The sequence below is a fragment of the Desulfosporosinus metallidurans genome (assembly GCF_001936615.1).
In the GTDB taxonomy this organism is placed as follows: Bacteria; Bacillota; Desulfitobacteriia; order Desulfitobacteriales; family Desulfitobacteriaceae; genus Desulfosporosinus; species Desulfosporosinus metallidurans.
Window position 1 is genome coordinate 121199 of the sequence record NZ_MLBF01000003.1, and the last position, 18035, is coordinate 139233.

Sequence of the window (18035 nt, forward strand, 5' to 3'; positions counted from 1 at the left end):
TAGGGTTATGGTTACAAAACCAACTCGAATGCAAGATGGGGACGTTTAGTAGGCTTCTACCTGTTACGGATATAATTAAAAATCCCGTCCCTCCTAAAAGGGGCGAGATTATTACTCACGGTACCACCCTTGTCGCCAAAACTAGCCACTCGGTGTCTTGTAACGGGGACAAACCGAACGAAGCTTACTATTAATTCAGCCCTTCACTCCAAGGGGATTTTCTAAGTCACTCCTCACGGGCTCACACCACTTCCCGCTCGCTTTAAAGGCTATTGACAAAGACTGTCCTTTTCAATGTGTTCTACATAATAAAATTTAAAATGAAAATAGTTCAAATGAGTATATTAACCTATAAAATGACTTTGCGCAAGATGGTAACAAGCTTTGCCTGTCCCTCCGACTCGACCGGATCTACCATCCACAGACATAGATAAGAAAGCTTCCGGCTCCTCCATTCCTGAACAAAGGGATCCATTTGTTCCTTAGAAATGTATAAATGCGTTGAATCTTGAGAGGGCACTAAGCTGACGACCACGCCACGTTGCTCCATTTCATCCATGGCTTGAAACGCACGATCGAGCAAGTCATCGCTCCCGGTCATCAGAACATCCCCAGGACGAAAATTATGGCTCGCTTCAGCAAACCCAACACTAAAGATTCTTAGGTCCTTTTCATCCGATTTCCAATTATCGATGGAAGGCAAGAGTTGAACTTCTTTTCCCCCTACTTTCCCAATGTAAATCTGATTCTCATCCTGATGCAATCCAAGGCCTTGAATGAGAAAGTCAGGAGATATCTCGCTAATAATTCTATTCATTGATGACAATCCTTCTCCTTCAAAGTTCTCTGCAGATCATTTTACCACGAAACTGAACTGATTCGCAACATCTGGGCACTCTAGCCCGTCATGCTATGCCTTCATTTCGCTCCTGCAAATTTGCTAAATCTAAGTGTGCAAGTAGAAAAGACTTCAATTGAGTGCGTAGTAAATCGCGATTTCTAGAAAGTTCCTGAATTTCTTCTTGTATTTCTTCCCACTTTTTCTGAGCTTCAGACACCTTGCTCAACTTTTTCTGTTCTGCTTCCTTTAAGATGAGCTCCGCCTCATGATGCGCTGCCTTCGTAACCTCTTCTGCAGTTTGCTGAGCCAAAACCAGAGTCTGTTGCAAAGTGTTCTCTATTTGGCGGTAGTGGTTAATTTCAGCTTCTAACCCTTTGGTCTTCTCGCGCAATTCGAAATTCTCGCTATAAGCGGATTCAAATTCCTGACTTAGATTTTCGAGAAACTTCTCTACTTCCACGCACTGATAACCTCGCACCCCTTTGTGAAACGTTTTATTGCGAATATCAAGAGGCGTCATCTGCATCTTATTCCCTCCTAATGCCTTTGTGACCTAAAAAGTACGATTTGCCAGGCTAACCGTTCCTTGCGGGTCTGGGAATGTTCCAAAAGCTTTACACGACCCTGCCCACGACAAGAAATAATGTCACCGGGCTGCACTTCTGTGTCCGTTTTGCTCACCACAAGGCCACTTCGTCTGACTTTACCTTGAATAATCCATTCCTGTGCAGAAGACCTTGAAACTCGAAAGGCATTGGCAATTATGGTATCTAGACGTGAAGAATTAACCGTGATTCGACGCTCTTCACCTCGCTCAGCAAACAAGTCAAGTTTGTCTACATTAAGTGAAACCTCGATTTTTTCACGCCCGGCCTGTGTCCAATGATCTAATAAAAACGGGGTGATCTCTGCCGTAGTTGCGACATAATATCCATTTTGCCCCGCTTGAATATCCCCCAAGACATCTCGTTTAAAGCCCAACCCAAGAAGGGAACCTAAAATCTGGCGATGCTCAAGTTGTGCCCGAGAATTTTTGGGGTGCACCTTAAGGATCGAAATGTCCGCATCTTTAGGATCTAATTGTTCTCCCCAAGGGGCTAAAATAATCCGCTCACGCTCTGCCTCTGGGAAACCTCCCTCGACCAGGTACACAAGATGTTCCTTGGAAAGTACGGTTTCTGCCCATTCCCGCATTGCTAAGCTCAAGAAAGGAGTCAGTTGCTTTGATTCTCTCATTAACACCGCATCGATTACATCTAAAAAATGGGCTGCTTCCACTCGCGCTTCTTTATCGCTCCAAAATCCGAGTACTCCGCGATCACTTCTATGTTTCATATTAGAAAAAAGATCTCACAATCCAAGGTCTCACAATCCAAGACTGAATCAAGTTTAGAACGATAATTGCAATGATTGGAGAAAAATCCAACGCCATTGCCGCCCCACCAATTTGAAATCGTTGAAACGGCTTAAGTAGGGGGTCTGTCACATCATAAAGTAGACTAATGAGTTGATTGGATCTCAAATGGGGTATGTAAGAAAGAAATGTTCGAATCACGATCGCAAAAATAAGGATCGTTATCACTTTATCTATAACTTGAGCAATTAGAGAAATCACGTTAAGAATCCCTCCCTATTTTGGCCAGAACAATCCCTTGTCTCTCAGTTCGTCGCGCATCTCACCCGAAATATCGACGTTATTTGGCACAAATAAGAAAATTCCATTCCCCACTTTTTGCATGTTACCGTTTAGAGCATACGTTGTTCCACTAATAAAATCAACAATGCGTTTGGCTAACATTTTTTCTGCGTTCTCTAGGTTAACAATTACTGGTCGACGAGATTTCAGCTGATCGGCAATATTTTGGGCTTCTTCAAAGGAATTCGGTTCCATCACGACGACACGCATTTGCTTTTGCGTGTGTATACTTACAACTTGGGCGCTTTTTCGGCTGTTGCGCACCTCTTCTTGTACATTCTTTTCTCTATCAGTTTCTTCGAAAATGTCTTCCTCTAGTTCCTCATCCGCAAATCCCATAATTCCAATCATCTTGTCAATTAATTTGGCCATATCTTCGTACCACTCCCTTTAATGTCATTACCCACGCTCTCCAAAAACTTGATGTCCAACACGAACAAGGGTCGCCCCTTCTTCAATAGCCAGCTCGAAGTCTCGACTCATTCCCATCGAAAGATGGCGCAAATCAACTCCGGGCCACGTTTGAGTGAGCAACGTATCACGAAGGACACGAAGCTGCCGGAAGAATCCTTGGGTTTCCGTTGGGCTAGCCTCCAACGCCCCGATGGTCATAAACCCTTGAACCTGGACATGAGGATAATCCCCAACTGAATTCAAAAAGTCTGAAACTTCTTCTGGCATAAGCCCTGCTTTTGCAGGATCCCGAGCGATATTCACTTGGACAAGCGTCGTCCAAACCATACCACGCCGTTCGCCTTGCTCATTAAGGGTCTCCAATAACGAAAACCGATCGAGCGAATGAATCATTGAAATCTTTGGGTCTAAATACTTGACTTTGTTGGTCTGCACCCTTCCTATAAGATGCCATTCACAATCGTTGGGCAGAGAAGTAGCTTTCTCTAACCATTCTTGAACGCGATTTTCCGCAAAGGCTCGTTGTCCAGCCTGATAAGCCGCCTCCAAAGACGAAATTGGTTGGGTCTTAGACACGGCCAATAATCGGACAGCACCCGGGTCTCTATTACTTCGTGCTACAGCCTGCTCTATCCGCTGACGAACCTCAACTAAGCTTTGCTCAATGCTCACATCTGTCAACATCAGAATATCCCCTTCGCAATGAATTCTACGCCATCTCGTCGTTTCCTGCTTCTGAAGTCAAAACCTAGATATTTTTTACATTGGCAACTAACCCTTCTAGTCCGTTACGAGGGGTTGTCACAACGGGAATACCACTCGGCAAATTCTCAATGCAGGCTTGGTTGTCATCTTGATCAAGGACTTTCACCTTCTTAAAATGCACAACCCCCTCACCCCAAAGAAAGATGCCAAGTTCCTCTCCTTGCGTCCACAAAGCACTTTTGGGAACGAGAACCCCGCTGGTTGGGGGAAGATAGATCCAGGTCACATCTTGATGTCTTTTGGCCGTTGACCCGTCCACATAATGTGGAAACTGGACGATAACTCCCTTAGGCTTATCTGATTTGCGCAGAATTTTTGCATTGACCGTTTGAGTTCCCGCCGTTAGTCTTAGGGACTTTCCGACAGTGAGCCCATCAATACTCGGCAGTTCAATGAATGCTTGGGTCGGAAGGAGGTTATTCACCATGATGCCTACAACTTCTCCCGCTTGTACCGTTGCTCCCGCAGTTCTCACGTTGGACGTCAGAGCCAATAATTTATTCAAATCCATCGAACTGAGGTTTTCGCTGGTTATAACTGATTCCAAGCCATCACTTTGGCGAAAAAAGAGCCCCCCCATCCCTGCTTGAATCGATTGATTCGCAGCCTGCACCTGTTGTGTTCCAGGCGCTGCGCCATCTGGTTTGACATTTGCCACAGGCTCACCCCGCCGAAAGCGTTGTCCATCAACACCAATAAATTGAATCTTTCCCGAGATTGGAGAAAGTATTGGTAATTCCTGATTGGCAAAAATTGCCACAACTTTACGTTCATGAGTAATCGTTCCTGTTTGGGCCACCGCAAATTTTATAGCCCCCTCGCTGAAATAAGAGCGATAGGACCACAGGATTCCACCAATGAGCACTATGAATAGACTACCCCAAAACAATCCATGGATTAGTTTTCTCCGTTTCCCCTCCATTACACCCTCCTTGGTGATTAAGCTCGTGGTAAATCACACGTGAAGACGGTTCCAACTCCCATCTGAGAAGTAACGTTAATTTCACCGCCAATGCCTTCCACGATGTGTTTCACAATACTTAGTCCTAGCCCCGTTCCCCCTTGTTCACGCGATCGAGCCTTGTCCACTCGATAAAAACGCTCAAAGATTCGTGACAAAGTCTCCTCCGGGATGCCACAACCCGTATCTCCAAATTCTAGGCGGATATGTTCCTCATCCACTCGTGCAGTGAGCCATACACGCCCCTCTGTTGTGTATTTAACCGCATTCTCTAGCAAATTCAAGAGAAGCTGACTCAGCAAATCTTCTCCTATCAAAATCGGTGGTAGATCGTCCGCAAGATCGACCTCTACCTTAATGCCTTTGGCCAGAGCAAAACTATCAATTACCGGTTTGATCTTTTCATAAGCTTTATGAGCATAGCTCACTTTGTCAGAACTCACTCCAACCCGATTCTCCCGTCCTTCGATGTGAGCTAAGGTCAGCAGATCTTCAATGAGTCGTTGCAAGCGCAAAGTTTCTGCTTGAATAATTTTAAGGAATCGATCCCGCAGGGAAGGGTCATCTGCTGCACCGTCCAGAAGGGTTTCTACAAACCCTTTAATAGAGGTCAATGGAGTTCTTAATTCATGAGAAACATTGGCCACAAATTCTGTCCTCATTCGTTCGAGTCGCCGCAACTCAGTCACGTCATGAAAGACAATCACTGCACCTATTGGCTGACCCAGCTCACTTGAAATTGGGTTAACCTGGCTTTCAACTGTCCTTTGAGCTATATGCATTTCTCTTGTAGCTGAAGGCTGCCCTGAAAGCACCTTGCGAATTAAATGCTCTAATTCGGAATCATACGTCAGCTCCAAAAGATAGTTCAATTCGCGTTCCGTTCCTTGGCGTTCGAAAATCCTCTCGGCTGCAGCATTCACTAAAACGACCCGTCCCACTTGATCGACCGCTACAACCCCTTCTTGCATGCCTGCTAAAATTGCTTCCATCTTTTGTGCTTCCTGTGTACCATTTTGAACAATCATTTCCACATGGCGTGAAAGACTATTGAGCTGCGCCGTAAATTCCCCGATTTCATCTGTCGAATCGGAATAATCAACGCTTTCAAAATCTCCTCCAGAAATCCGCTGCGTGGCGAAATGGAGCTTTTCAAGTCGATGAGATAGTTGACTTGAGTATAAATAAACGGCCACAACTGGAAAGCACAGAGCGAGGAAGACAACCCCAAAATCAATCTGCAGCCCAGCAGGTCCAAGTCTAGCGCTCTGTCCAACCCAAAACAGAAGTAGGGCTAGCCCTGTCATTCCTACAAAAAGTCCGGTTAAGCGCCATTTAATGCTCATGTGCGTTTACCCGTTAAACCGGTAACCGATCCCGCGTAAGGTCTCAATGTATTCGGGGTTGGAAGGATCCTTTTCCACTTTCAGACGCAGGTGACGTACATGAACATCAACCGTTCGGGTATCTCCGTCATATTCATACCCCCAAATTCGTTCCAGAAGCTCGTCCCGAGAATATACCTTTCTCGGATGAGTTGCAAACACACGCAGAAGTTCAAATTCCTTGGGTGTCAACTCGGTTTCCTCTCCCCGAACTTGGACCCGAAACCCAGTGACGTCAATCCTCAATTCTCCACGGATAATCTGAACATCCGTTTCCTCCGACGAATTATTCAGACGCCGCAAACATGCTTTGATTCGGGCTAACAATTCACGTGGGCTAAACGGTTTGGTCATATAATCATCTGCCCCAAGTTCTAGTCCTAAAACCTTGTCAATCTCCTCGCCCTTCGCGGTTAACATAATAATCGGAGTCTGTTGATACTTAGGAATCAGTCGTAGCCTGCGACAGACCTCAACACCACTCATCCCCGGTAGCATGACATCAAGTACAAGAAGGTCTGGTTGTTCCTTTTCCACCTGTTCCATGGCCTCCTGACCGTCCTTGGCAACACAAACTCGATAACCTTCCTTTTCCAAATTGAACCTAAGGAGTTCTTGAATCGGCTCCTCATCATCAACCACTAAAATTGTAACCACCTAATCCCTCCCTAATCGAGGTTCGATGCACGATGCTCGAGGTTCGAATATTGCGTACCCCTCGTGCATCATGCCTCGAGCATCGCGCTTCGTATCTTGATCCACCCTGCCATCCGTCCTGTCCGCACCCCATCCCGTCGATGAGAAAAAAACCATTCAGGATTGTCCGCTGTACAGATCGAAGCCACCTCGATGTTTTCTGGACGAACCCCTTTTTCCAAGAGCAATATCCGATTGGCCTCCCATAAATCCAGGAGATAGTGCCCATTCTCTTGCCTTTGTAAAAACGGTGTCTCGCCGAAATTCGCTCGAAACTGCACGGCTACACGCTCATCCACTGAATAACAGCACGGACCAATGCTTGGCCCAATCGCGACCCAGGCCTCCTCTGTTCGCCCTCCAGCTTCTTCAAAACGCTCTAAAACCTTTTGCCCAATCTTCTGAGCAGTTCCTTTCCAACCAGCGTGGGCAATTCCCACTGCTTTAAGATCTGGATAATAGAAGAAAAGAGGGACACAGTCTGCAAAAAATGCCATCAGTCCAATTTCGCTTTGCGTTACGAACCCGTCCACAGCAGGGACTGCGGTCCCCAATTCGCGAACTCCCTGACCCCCGTTTTCCTTATCGACCCATAGCACATTCGTCCCATGAACCTGTTCACCCACTACACCTTCAGACCAAGAAACTCCCCATTGATTTAACCAACGTTTCCTGTTTTCCAAAACCGCGGTGGGATTATCCCCTACGTGAAGCCCTAAATCAAGTGTATCATAGGGAACCTGGCTGACCCCCCCAACTCGAGTTGAGAAGCCCATGTCAATTCCTTCAGCTTGCCATTTCGGAATAGTCAGGAAGGTTAAACTTCCATTTTCTCGCCATCTCCAGTTCATCCCTCTAACTCCTTTGATTTATTCTAAATATACCATTTTCTACCCTTCAGAACAAACCTGCCGAAGGTCCTAAATAGTTTCAATGTAATAAAAAACATAAACCCTTGTCATTTTCAGAAACGGCGGGGTTTATGTCTATTGAATTCCTATGTTAAAATCCTTTGTTACATTTAACGACGATCATCGTTTTCTGTATCAAATTCGGGAAGATCCTGAGCATCCACTAAGATGACGTCCACCCCAATTTTCTTAACCCTATCCCACGGAACAACATAATCCTCCGATTTGCCACTGCCGAAAAGTCCCCAACTTCGCGAGGGCCCCGCTACGATAATCCCTTTTACGCCCCCCCGTTCGAGATCCAAATCAAGGTCTTTAATAGGCCCTAACCTTCGTCCATCTTTAACATTCACAACATCCAATAAGCGCAAATCTGAGACCCGCATAGTTGACCCTCCCTTATCCGAGGTCCGAGGCACGAGTTCCGAGGTTCGAATATCACACCTCTCGTGCATCGCGCATCGTGCTTCATATTTCATCATATGAGGGAGAGTCATAAAATAGCCTGAAGTTTACACATAATTACTTATGTGATGCATCACTTTGAATATCATGCTTCGCGTCTCGTGCATCGTGCATCGTAGTTCACACATACTTGCGCATATGGAGCATTGCAGCTTTTTCAAGACGGGATACCTGAGCCTGAGAAATCCCAATTTCATCGGCAACCTCCATCTGTGTCTTACCATTGAAAAACCGCAACGACAAAATAAGCTTTTCCCGTTCACCGAGACGTCGCAAAGCTTCCCGAACGGCAAGCCCTTCAATCCAACCCGTGTCCGATTGTTTATCATCTCCGATTTGGTCCATGACAAAGATTGGATCTCCCCCATCATGGTAAATGGGTTCGAACAACGAAATCGGTTCCTGAATTGCATCTAAGGCAAAGATCACGTCTTCTCGTGGCAAAGAAAGTTTATTCGCAATCTCGGCCACGGTTGGTTCACGTGAGCATTCACAGACCAGTTGATCTCTCACCTGAAGTGCTTTATAAGCAATATCTCTCAGTGACCTGCTAACCCGTATTGGGTTATTGTCTCTCAAATAACGGCGAATTTCCCCTATGATCATTGGGACAGCATACGTGGAAAACTTAACGTTCTGACCGAGATCAAAGTTGTCAATCGCTTTCATTAACCCGATACAACCAACCTGAAAAAGGTCATCGACATATTCCCCCCGATTCGTAAATCGTTGAATTACACTGAGAACGAGACGGAGATTACCATGGATAAGTTTATCGCGAGCACTACGATCTCCAGCCTGATAAATCACAAACAGTTCTCTCATTTTCACGCTAGATAAAACAGGCAACTTTGAGGTGTTCACTCCACAAATCTCAACTTTATTTAATGCCAAACACGAGCACCTCCCCAGCTAATTCTGTTGGGAAGTATACCCTAACACAGTTTATGTTATTCCAATCGACAAAATTCCTTCCGTAATCTTCGAATAATCCTTTTTTCGAGTCGTGAAATGTAGGATTGTGAAATACCAAGTCGATCTGCTACTTCCTTTTGGGTCTTCTCCACTCCGTTATCCAACCCGAATCTTAATTCCATAATCACCTTTTCTCTATTGGTCAGCCTCCCCATTGCAAGATGCAACAGTTGACGGTCGACCTGTTCTTCAATAGGCTTGGAGATAATATCATTTTCCGTTCCCAAAACATCGGATAAGAGCAATTCATTTCCATCCCAGTCAATATTTAAAGGTTCATCGAACGATACTTCTGAACGAGTTTTATTGTTGCGTCTAAGATACATTAAAATTTCATTTTCTATACAGCGGGAAGCATAAGTTGCCAGTTTAATTTTCTTCTGGGGATCAAATGTGTTAACCGCTTTAATTAACCCAATCGTCCCAATGGAAACGAGATCTTCGATCCCTATTCCCGTATTTTCGAATTTCCGTGCAATATACACCACAAGGCGCAAGTTTCGTTCGATTAAAATGTCCCGAATGGACGGATCCCCCATTTCCAGACGTTCTAAGAGGACTCCTTCTTCATCCGAGTTGAGTGGTGGTGGAAGGGCTTCACTGCTTCCAACATAATAAATCTCACGAACTCCATTGATTCTCTGAAGAAGCCTTAACCATAAGTGTTTAATCTTATTTTGAACATTACTCCACCACTTCATTATCATTCTCCACCTTTCTGCACATGTTCTGGGTGTAGTAACGCTTGATATTCACCCTCTGAACTAAACACTTGACTAACCAGTGCCACCGTTGCATGAATTTCTCGGGATCCCTTCGTATCAAAACACGTCACTCGTTCCGGTCTTATCCCAAACAGCCAACTCTGACGATCAATGGCTCGAAAAGGGATGAAAACAAGTCGTTTTACTAAACTGGGATCGACCTTCCATAACAACGGCCAAGGGTCGGCACAATCTTTCCATGGAATTTTTAAGAAGGACCGTACATGATCCGGCAACGACGTGGCCGCAACCTCCTCTTCCAGCAGAATAACAGGGAACCCTGTCAACGGGTCTCGCAACTGATTCCCAGTGTCTAGCATCGCCTTAATGCGAACAACCCCGTTATTTTCACCGCCAAAGTCAATTTCCAGATCGTAAATGATTTGCTCGAGACTAGATTTTCTTTCCAGCCAGCCCTGCCAGAACCGCTGCATCAACCACCACACCAGCGCAAGCAACGGAAGGATCCAGACCTTGTTTAAAGCCAGTGAAACGATTTCTCCACCTAACCTGTTATCAAATTGCGCCCATCCCCACAAGGCATACACAAAGCCACCAAGTCCAGTCGAAAAAAGCCAAAACCCAACCGACGCTTTGACAAAAGTAGAGAGACTCCGTGTTGGGAAGGCGGCTCCGACCATAAGAAACGGAATAGCCCATTTGCTTAACGTGGTCCACGGTGAAGTAGAATAACATGCTAATACCACCGGAATTTCACCGAGCAGAGCCCCCACCAAAATTCTACTTGGTAGAACGGGGAGGTGGATGATCCGGCCGATAAGCATGAGCAGAAAAGTATCCATCCCTCCGTTAATAAGAATATCCAGATCAAGATAAGTCTCTACTGCGCTCATCTGGTGCATCCTTTCAATTCGCTTCTCTCAAAATTATATCTAAAGAAGGGGGTAAAAGCTGTCGTATTGAGTGGGTTATAATGGTATTTTTTAGGAGAACAAGTGCGAGTAGTGTAGATTATCTTCAATGACGCGTGAAGGTCGACAAGATGTACTAACTTATGTGCAAGATAAATTTTTAGACTACATAGGAAACAACAAAAAGCCTGTCAAGAATAGACTTGATTATCTATCCATGACAGGCTTTCAACTTCATATTGATTCAAGTGCAATTTAGCACTCTCTTTGTAATTCTTGTAAAATAGCCACGACCTCTTGGGATGCTTGAGCCATACTTTCCAAGAGTTGTCCCGCCTTAACCTTATTATCCTGTTCGATAGCCAGAGCGGCCTCATGAGCAAGATCATGCACTTTTTTGTGGGGCTCTTCCAATTCCTTAAAGGCCGGTAGCGAACGGCAGCGCTCAGAGCTCCTACTTTCAGCCCATTGCCCCAGACGACATTCATGGTGAGTGCCCACTTCACTAGCCTTCATCTGCTCAAAACCCAGCAGCAAATTGTAGATCCGCCACGTCCAGAGCAGGTGATCTGTCTTGTATAACTCCAAGGCTTGATGAGTCGCCAATTCATGTACTCGTCCAATTTGTTCCGTCCGTATCGTTTGCAAAGCCTGGCTAATGACGTAAATACCCTGACCCGTCACTTTGGCGATTTGATCAATTTCTTCTGCCGATAAGGCCATAGTCGAGACACTACTAGCGGATTCTTGGACTGCAGCACTTTGTTCTTGGCTGCTGGCAGCAATATTTTGAATATCCTCAGTTATGGCCCCGAAGTTATGAATGATTCCCTGCAACGACTCCGCAGCTTCCTGCATAATCCCTTTTCCATTTTGCATCGTTTGTGCTAGAGAGACGATACTATTTGTTGTTTCCGTGGAATTTTGGCTCATTCCTTCAATTTTTTGACGTATATGCGTCACAGACGTCTTGGTATGTTCAGCCAGTTTACGAACCTCATCAGCAACGACGGCAAACCCTCGACCTTGCTCCCCCGCACGCGCCGCCTCGATGGCAGCGTTGAGAGCGAGTAGGTTGGTCTGGTCAGCCACCCCTGCGATTACCCCCACGATTTGCTCGATTTCCTGCATGGAACGTAGTACACCTTGAACTTGCTGACTGACCTTGGCGAATTCATCATAAGAATGCTCTACGAAATGAATGGCCTGTTGGATTTTTTCCCCACCTGCAACGGCTGCTGTCGTCGCTTGTTCCACAAAACTCGCTGAGTTGGTAGCTGAATTAGCAACTTGGCTGGAGGATGCTCCCAATTCTTCGGACTGAGCCGCCAGATTCGCCAAATGATCCGTCTGCTCCGAAATCTTAATGAGCATTTCTCGAATGGAAGTCATTCCAGTCAGCTGCTGCACGGCATTATCTAAATCTCCCAGCGTGGCTGAAGCGGCTACCTGACGTTCCGAAATAACTCGATTAAGTATTTCAACCATAGGATATAACGGGCTTGATGGGGCAATGTCTATTTCAATGGGTTTCGTGAAATCGCACTGAGTTAAACATTGATACATCTTCTCGCAGTCGGAATTATCTGGCAGACTAGGTGAGGTATCTCGTTTGAAAAATGTCATACTGCACTTCCTTATGTAGTCTTTACAAATTTCTAAAAAACAATTATTGAGTAAGAAGCTAGCCCCTTCATTGATGCTACCTAGTAAATAGTCGCCCCCTTCCACATCACATTCTGGTCCAATATCCTTCCTCATCATCGCTTTATCGACACATCTAGGACTATTATGATTTATTACGTTCTATTACGTCCTTATTCTTTGTTCGGTTTCTATTTTCCTTCATCCTACTTGTCCGGAATAAGATTATTTCAAAAAATGTTGATACGTACCTTAAAGGAAAACCATAATTTCCTGTTACATAAAAGGCTTAAACCTATCCGAATAATAGATTTAAGCCTTTATACGTATTGAAATCCTACTATAACGACGGTCCTTCATCCTTTTTCACTAGATTATACAACAGTTCCAAACCAATCGTGATTTTCTCTAGATCCTCTCCATCGATATCCTTAAAAATATTGGTGATAAATTCGTTCATAAAATTTTTTATAATATTATTCTTTTGGAATTCTGGCGATAGTGATAGTTGCACAATTCGGCGATTATCTTCTGGAACCTCTCTGATGACAATTCCCTGCCTAACCAACCGATCCACAATCCCTGACACCGTACTCTTAGACAAGCCTAACCATTCACTCATGTCATTCAAAGTGGAAAAAGGGTTTTTATGCAAGCCGATAATTAAACCGATTTGAGGTCCCGTAAAACCAAATTGTCTAGACTTTTTGTAAAGTTGATCTTTATATATCTTCTGAATAGACTTAAAGAGGAACACAACTCTCTCAGTCGGATCATTCCACGACTGCGGCAACTCCGACTTCTGATCCATCCGGAACCGCCTCCTTTGCCAAGTTCTTATCTGGCTCGATAGTCTTTGGCTTTTGATTATTACGCATCATCAGAACTAAAACAATCGCCACAAAAACCGCAAAAACTGTAATCGCTATCGTATAATTGATGGCATCAAGATAAGCCTGACCATAAATTATCTTCCCCAAGGTCATGAAGGCATTACCTTGAGCATCCCCTTGGGATAATCCCGATTTCATGTAAACCCCTTGCAACGCTTTTGTAATAGCGCCGGCAGTTTGGTTGAATGGAGTTATTTGTTCAGTGAGTCTGGCGTAGTTAAAACTCGATTTATTTGAAATCATGGTTGTCATAAAAGTAATCGCTATGGCACTCATGATACTTCGAACCGTAGTCGACAATGCCGTTGCCTTCCCGAAGAGATGCCTTGGTACCGCATTCATACCCGACGTATTAACTGGCATCATGGCAAATCCAAGTCCGAGGCCCCTTATAGTTGCAATCAAAGTAATAGTAGCTTTCGGTGTGTCTAGATTAAACAATGCCATTTTATACGTAGCAAACGCCACTACTAAAAGTCCAGGGACCGTGACGACCTTTGCCCCAAACTTGTCAAAAAGAGCCCCACTGATCGGCATCATCAAGCCCGAAGCGATAGCGGAGGGGAAAAGTATTAAACCCGTCTCCATGGCTGTATACCCTCTTAAGTTTTGCAAAAACAGAGGGAGTACATACATTCCTCCCATCATAGCCAAGGTTGTGACACCAGTAATAATTTGACTCAGGGTGAAATTATATATTTTAAACACCCTTAATTCTAACAAAGGGTCAGGATGGGTTAATTCATTTGCAATAAATATTAGGATACTGAAACATCCTAAGGCGAGAAGCAGTGGAAATTCAACCTTACTCCAGTCAATAGTATTTCCTTCTCCCAGAACATATAAAAGGCTGACGATCCCTATGCTTGAGGAGAAAAATCCTATGAAATCAAAGTTCCCTGTGTAGGGTTTTACCGATGTTTCTCTCAGTAAGATACTTGCAACAATAACACCGATGACCCCAATCGGGACATTTACATAGAAAATGAAGCGCCAATCCAAATATTGAATAATGTATCCACCCAGAGTAGGTCCAATGGCTGGCGCAGCCATTGAAGCAATACCCCAAAAGCCTAGGGCCTTACCTCGTTCATTAATAGGAAAGATCTGCATAATGTAGGACATCCCGACGGGCATAATAGCACCCCCGCCAAGCGCCTGTATAACGCGGAATACAACCATAGTATTAGTACTCCAAGCAAAGCCACACAGAAACGAACCAAGGGTAAAGAACCCCAAGGCAAAAATAAATAGTTTTTTAATCCCGAAGGTATCACTTAAGAACCCTGTTATCGGCACTACCGCGCCCATCGTGAGGGTATATCCCGTTAATATCCATTTTACGGCTTCCAAATCAGATCCAAAGACATTCATCATTTTGGGAATCGCGATATTAACAATACTGCTGTCTAACATAACCATAAACGTACCTATAACAACAACCAACAAGGCAGACCACTTATATAAACTGTCACCTGCACTTTCCTGAATGTCATGTCCAGTCATACGCAATTCACCTCATCACTTAATATGAATGTTGACAACCGCATTCGTTCCAGGCAGCAACGTTGCATCGCTTTTATCAAATTCAATTTTAACCGGAATCTTTTGAATGACTTTAGTAAAAGTACCACTTGTTGACGAGGGAAGCAGCGCAAACGTAGAATTGGATGCTCGCCCGACATATTTAACCTTTCCGGAAAAGGTCTTATTAGAAAATTGGTCGATGGTGATATCTACTTTCTGCCCCTGCCTTACCTTTGCTAGTTTTGTTTCTTCAATGTTAGCCGTGATGTACAGCTTATTGGGATCAATAATCATCGCAATCGTTTGTCCTGGAGAAACGATCTCACCAACAGTTCCCTGCTTCTTGATAACAATACCATTAATAGGTGCTCTAAAAACTGATTGATCTATGTTCGTTTCCTGAGGGTTACTGATTCCTTGACGGCCAAGGATCTGATCCTTAACGACTGTGTCCCCCTCGCTAACATTCAATTCCAGAAGTTTTCCGGAAATCTGGGGACTCACGCTTACAAGATCACCCATTACCTTAGCATCCTCTGTGGAAATAAAATAATCATTTTCATACCAATAGTAGGATCCAATACCGGCAAAGACAACGACCATCACAAGAGCAATGAACATAATAAGCTTTTTCCGATTTTTAATCATATTTCTCACCTGTCCTTATTTTTTAAGGCCAATCTCTGCCAGCATCCCGGGCTTTAAAATTGAATCAGGATTATCAAGTTTAATTCTCACTAAAACACTTCGACTGCGCGAATCGATCACAGGATCCACAACCGAAATTTCCCCCGTGAATTCCTTATCAGGAATATCGGCTACTTTCACAACGACCGCCTGACCAACCTTCACACTGCCGATAAGTCCATCAGGAAGTGAAGCCTTGATGTATAACGTGTCAACACCAACGACTGAAACCAGTGTGACTCCTGGCGAGGCCAGTTCTCCTACATTGATATTTTTTGCACTAACTGTTCCAGAAATAGGAGAAACGATCGTCCCATAGGAAAGTTGAGTTTTTGCTAGCTCTAACGCAGCTTGGGCTTGTTTAACTTGTGCTTGCAAAACATTTAAGGTTTCTTGTGTTTCCCCTTTGGTCAACATATCCAGCTGGTCTTGCGCAGATTTGTACTGAGCTTGAGAAGCAGCCAACTGGGTCTGCATGGTTTCTAACTGAGATTGGGATATTGCACCTGCAGCAGCAAGCTGTTGGTTCCGATCGTAGTTATTCTTCGCATTCAAATAACTCGTTTTGGCGCTGTCCAACATAGCCTGAGCTTGAGCAATCTGCTCCGGTCGCGCTCCAGCCTGCATCTTCGCTAAATTCGCCTGGGCAGTATTAACCCCCGCTTGCGCTTGTGCGACCTGGGCTTCAAGATCTTTGGTGTCAAACGAGATAAGCGTGTCTCCCTTTTTTACAACAGTGCCAACCTCAGCATTGATACTTGCGACTTTTGCCGAAATTTTGGAGGTGATCCCCGCTTTATCATTGGCGTCAATGATACCCGCCATCACAAAGACCGGATTACTCGCCTGAACATTAGAACTTGAAGTTAGATTCTTGTCAGTCTGACCTGTTGCACCACAGCCTGTAAGCACAATAACCATTGCCAAAATAGCCAGAACAATCCTTTTCATTGCAATCCCCCTTATGTTTGTACAGCAACCGTTCGCATGCGTACTTTGTAAGTCATGCTTTATAATTTATCGTCATTTAATTACTATGTCAATACCCTAAATCCGGTTCAAGTCAAGAATTGCTACTTTATTTTTTGACCTTGTGCGCAAGCGAATTTTCTTTAGTCACATAGTAAATCACGAGCTGGTGGAGTGCTCTTGTACAAGCGATATACAATAATTTTTTATCAAGGTCACTCGAGTAGTGTTCCTCATTTCCACCATAAACGATCACCACATCAAATTCTAATCCCTTCGCCATATAGGACGGAATGATTATTGCCAAGCCAACGCACCAAAGGGTCCCTCTTAGAGAGGGACCCTTTGAAATCTCAACTTCATGCTTAAAAACCTCTTAACGCCGACGTCTCAAAAACTCCGGAATGTCAACATCGACTTCCGTAGCCGCTACGGGTTTAATAACGTTTTCTTGAACTTTTCCTTGTGCGGGGCCAAAACCGGCCCAATGCTGATCAAATCCGGTGGCGATGACAGTGACCCTTATTTCTTCCTTGAGGTTCTCATCAATAACCGCACCAAAGATTATATTAGCCTCGGGATCAGCGGCTTCCGCTATAATGCCTGCAGCCTCGTTCACTTCAAAGAGAGTTAAATTAGACCCACCAGTAATGTTGAGAAGCACACCTTTAGCTCCTTCAATCGACGTCTCCAGTAGTGGACTTGAAATTGCTTTACGGGCAGCATCACCTGCACGATTTTCTCCAGTTGCTAAACCAATGCCCATCAGTGCAGACCCTGTATTTGACATAATTGTCTTAACATCGGCAAAATCCAAATTTATCAGGCCTGGAACCGCAATTAAATCTGAAATCCCTTGTACCCCTTGTCGCAGGACATCATCCGCAATACGAAAAGCTTCATGGATCGTAGTATGCTTGTCCACCACTTGCAACAGACGATCATTCGGAATCGTAATGAGTGTATCCACTTTACTTTTAAGATCCGCAATTCCTTTTTCAGCCTGCATGGCTCGTTTGCGACCTTCGAAGGTAAACGGGCGTGTCACTACCCCTACTGTAAGTGCTCCCATTTCCTTAGCTACTTCTGCTACGATAGGGGCGCCTCCCGTTCCGGTTCCGCCTCCCATTCCTGCCGTGACGAAAACCATATCCGCGCCCTTTAAGACCCTAGCAATTTCTTCACGACTTTCTTCCGCTGCTTTGGCCCCAATCTCCGGGTTTGCTCCTGCACCTAGACCTTTCGTTAACTTTATCCCTATTTGCACTTTCTGATCCGCATGGGAAAGCTGTAGGGCCTGGGAATCAGTATTTACAGTAACAAAATCTACCCCTTGCAATCCAGCGGTTATCATACGATTGACCGCATTGTTTCCTCCACCGCCGACTCCAATAACCTTAATCTCGGCAAATTGATTTAAGTCCGTATCAAATTCTAGCATTTAGGCTTTAACCCCCTCGCTTCATTCTACCAAGTAAATTCAGTTCATAATTATCATTTAACTATACTGTCCAATGAATGTTAATTGTATGGTTGTGCGAAAACGATACATTATTAATTGCACACGACG

20 protein-coding genes, 1 pseudogene and 1 other annotated feature are annotated in these 18035 nt (G+C 44.6%); all 21 genes and pseudogenes read right to left on the minus strand.

What is annotated here, in order from left to right:
• Window positions 1–95: 95 nt before the first annotated feature.
• Window positions 96–304: a binding site (T-box leader), on the minus strand.
• A 45-nt stretch (window positions 305–349) separates the two neighbouring features.
• The 21 genes and pseudogenes from DSOL_RS03270 to ftsZ all read right to left on the minus strand — a co-directional run bounded on the left by DSOL_RS03270 (window position 350) and on the right by ftsZ (window position 17906).
• Entirely contained in the window at window positions 350–817 is a 468-nt protein-coding gene (locus tag DSOL_RS03270) for a hypothetical protein (RefSeq protein WP_075363459.1), read from the minus strand.
• A gap of 88 nt (window positions 818–905) precedes the next feature.
• Window positions 906–1367: a DivIVA domain-containing protein gene (locus tag DSOL_RS03275; protein WP_075363460.1), complete on the minus strand. Its 462-nt coding sequence runs from the start codon at window positions 1365–1367 to the stop codon at window positions 906–908.
• A gap of 11 nt (window positions 1368–1378) precedes the next feature.
• A complete protein-coding gene (locus tag DSOL_RS03280; protein ID WP_075363461.1) occupies window positions 1379–2176 on the minus strand; it encodes a YlmH family RNA-binding protein in 798 nt (265 codons plus the stop codon).
• A gap of 1 nt (window position 2177) precedes the next feature.
• The gene (locus DSOL_RS03285) at window positions 2178–2456 is read right to left on the minus strand and encodes a YggT family protein (protein ID WP_139314370.1); all 279 of its coding nucleotides are present in this window, start codon (window positions 2454–2456) and stop codon (window positions 2178–2180) included.
• A 15-nt stretch (window positions 2457–2471) separates the two neighbouring features.
• Complete coding sequence (locus tag DSOL_RS03290; RefSeq protein ID WP_075363463.1) at window positions 2472–2909, minus strand: cell division protein SepF; 438 nt, start codon at window positions 2907–2909, stop codon at window positions 2472–2474.
• 27 nt (window positions 2910–2936) lie between these two features.
• Window positions 2937–3635, minus strand: a complete 699-nt coding sequence (locus DSOL_RS03295; protein ID WP_427854371.1) for a YggS family pyridoxal phosphate-dependent enzyme — start codon at window positions 3633–3635, stop codon at window positions 2937–2939.
• 64 nt (window positions 3636–3699) lie between these two features.
• Window positions 3700–4638: a biotin/lipoyl attachment domain-containing protein gene (locus DSOL_RS03300; protein ID WP_075363464.1), complete on the minus strand. Its 939-nt coding sequence runs from the start codon at window positions 4636–4638 to the stop codon at window positions 3700–3702.
• Window positions 4639–4655: 17 nt separating this feature from the next.
• Complete coding sequence (locus tag DSOL_RS03305) at window positions 4656–6023, minus strand: HAMP domain-containing sensor histidine kinase (RefSeq protein WP_075363465.1); 1368 nt, start codon at window positions 6021–6023, stop codon at window positions 4656–4658.
• A gap of 6 nt (window positions 6024–6029) precedes the next feature.
• Window positions 6030–6719 carry a response regulator transcription factor gene (locus DSOL_RS03310; protein ID WP_075363466.1) on the minus strand — a complete coding sequence of 230 codons (690 nt, stop codon included), beginning with the start codon at window positions 6717–6719 and terminating at the stop codon, window positions 6030–6032.
• 68 nt (window positions 6720–6787) lie between these two features.
• A complete protein-coding gene (pgeF, locus tag DSOL_RS03315; protein WP_075363467.1) occupies window positions 6788–7609 on the minus strand; it encodes a peptidoglycan editing factor PgeF in 822 nt (273 codons plus the stop codon).
• A 170-nt stretch (window positions 7610–7779) separates the two neighbouring features.
• Window positions 7780–8055 (minus strand): YlmC/YmxH family sporulation protein, encoded by a 276-nt coding sequence (locus DSOL_RS03320; protein ID WP_075363468.1) that lies wholly within the window; start codon window positions 8053–8055, stop codon window positions 7780–7782.
• 199 nt (window positions 8056–8254) lie between these two features.
• Window positions 8255–9028, minus strand: a complete 774-nt coding sequence (sigG, locus tag DSOL_RS03325) for an RNA polymerase sporulation sigma factor SigG (protein WP_075363469.1) — start codon at window positions 9026–9028, stop codon at window positions 8255–8257.
• Between the two features lie 56 nt (window positions 9029–9084).
• Window positions 9085–9810 carry an RNA polymerase sporulation sigma factor SigE gene (gene sigE / locus DSOL_RS03330; RefSeq protein WP_075363470.1) on the minus strand — a complete coding sequence of 242 codons (726 nt, stop codon included), beginning with the start codon at window positions 9808–9810 and terminating at the stop codon, window positions 9085–9087.
• A gap of 2 nt (window positions 9811–9812) precedes the next feature.
• Entirely contained in the window at window positions 9813–10727 is a 915-nt protein-coding gene (locus DSOL_RS03335; RefSeq protein ID WP_075363471.1) for a sigma-E processing peptidase SpoIIGA, read from the minus strand.
• Window positions 10728–11000: 273 nt separating this feature from the next.
• Window positions 11001–12371, minus strand: a complete 1371-nt coding sequence (locus DSOL_RS03340; RefSeq protein WP_075363472.1) for a methyl-accepting chemotaxis protein — start codon at window positions 12369–12371, stop codon at window positions 11001–11003.
• Window positions 12372–12729: 358 nt separating this feature from the next.
• Entirely contained in the window at window positions 12730–13200 is a 471-nt protein-coding gene (locus DSOL_RS03345; protein WP_075363473.1) for a MarR family winged helix-turn-helix transcriptional regulator, read from the minus strand.
• Window positions 13163–14788 carry a DHA2 family efflux MFS transporter permease subunit gene (locus DSOL_RS03350; protein WP_139314371.1) on the minus strand — a complete coding sequence of 542 codons (1626 nt, stop codon included), beginning with the start codon at window positions 14786–14788 and terminating at the stop codon, window positions 13163–13165. Before DSOL_RS03350 ends, DSOL_RS03345 begins: the two co-directional genes overlap by 38 nt.
• Before the next feature lie 15 nt (window positions 14789–14803).
• A complete protein-coding gene (locus tag DSOL_RS03355) occupies window positions 14804–15457 on the minus strand; it encodes an HlyD family secretion protein (RefSeq protein ID WP_075363474.1) in 654 nt (217 codons plus the stop codon).
• 15 nt (window positions 15458–15472) lie between these two features.
• Window positions 15473–16447, minus strand: a complete 975-nt coding sequence (locus DSOL_RS03360) for an HlyD family secretion protein (RefSeq protein WP_075363475.1) — start codon at window positions 16445–16447, stop codon at window positions 15473–15475.
• Between the two features lie 127 nt (window positions 16448–16574).
• Window positions 16575–16766 (minus strand): annotated as a pseudogene (locus DSOL_RS03365) (ATP-binding domain-containing protein); the annotation flags it as partial.
• A gap of 75 nt (window positions 16767–16841) precedes the next feature.
• Entirely contained in the window at window positions 16842–17906 is a 1065-nt protein-coding gene (gene ftsZ / locus DSOL_RS03370) for a cell division protein FtsZ (protein WP_075363476.1), read from the minus strand.
• Window positions 17907–18035: the final 129 nt, after the last annotated feature.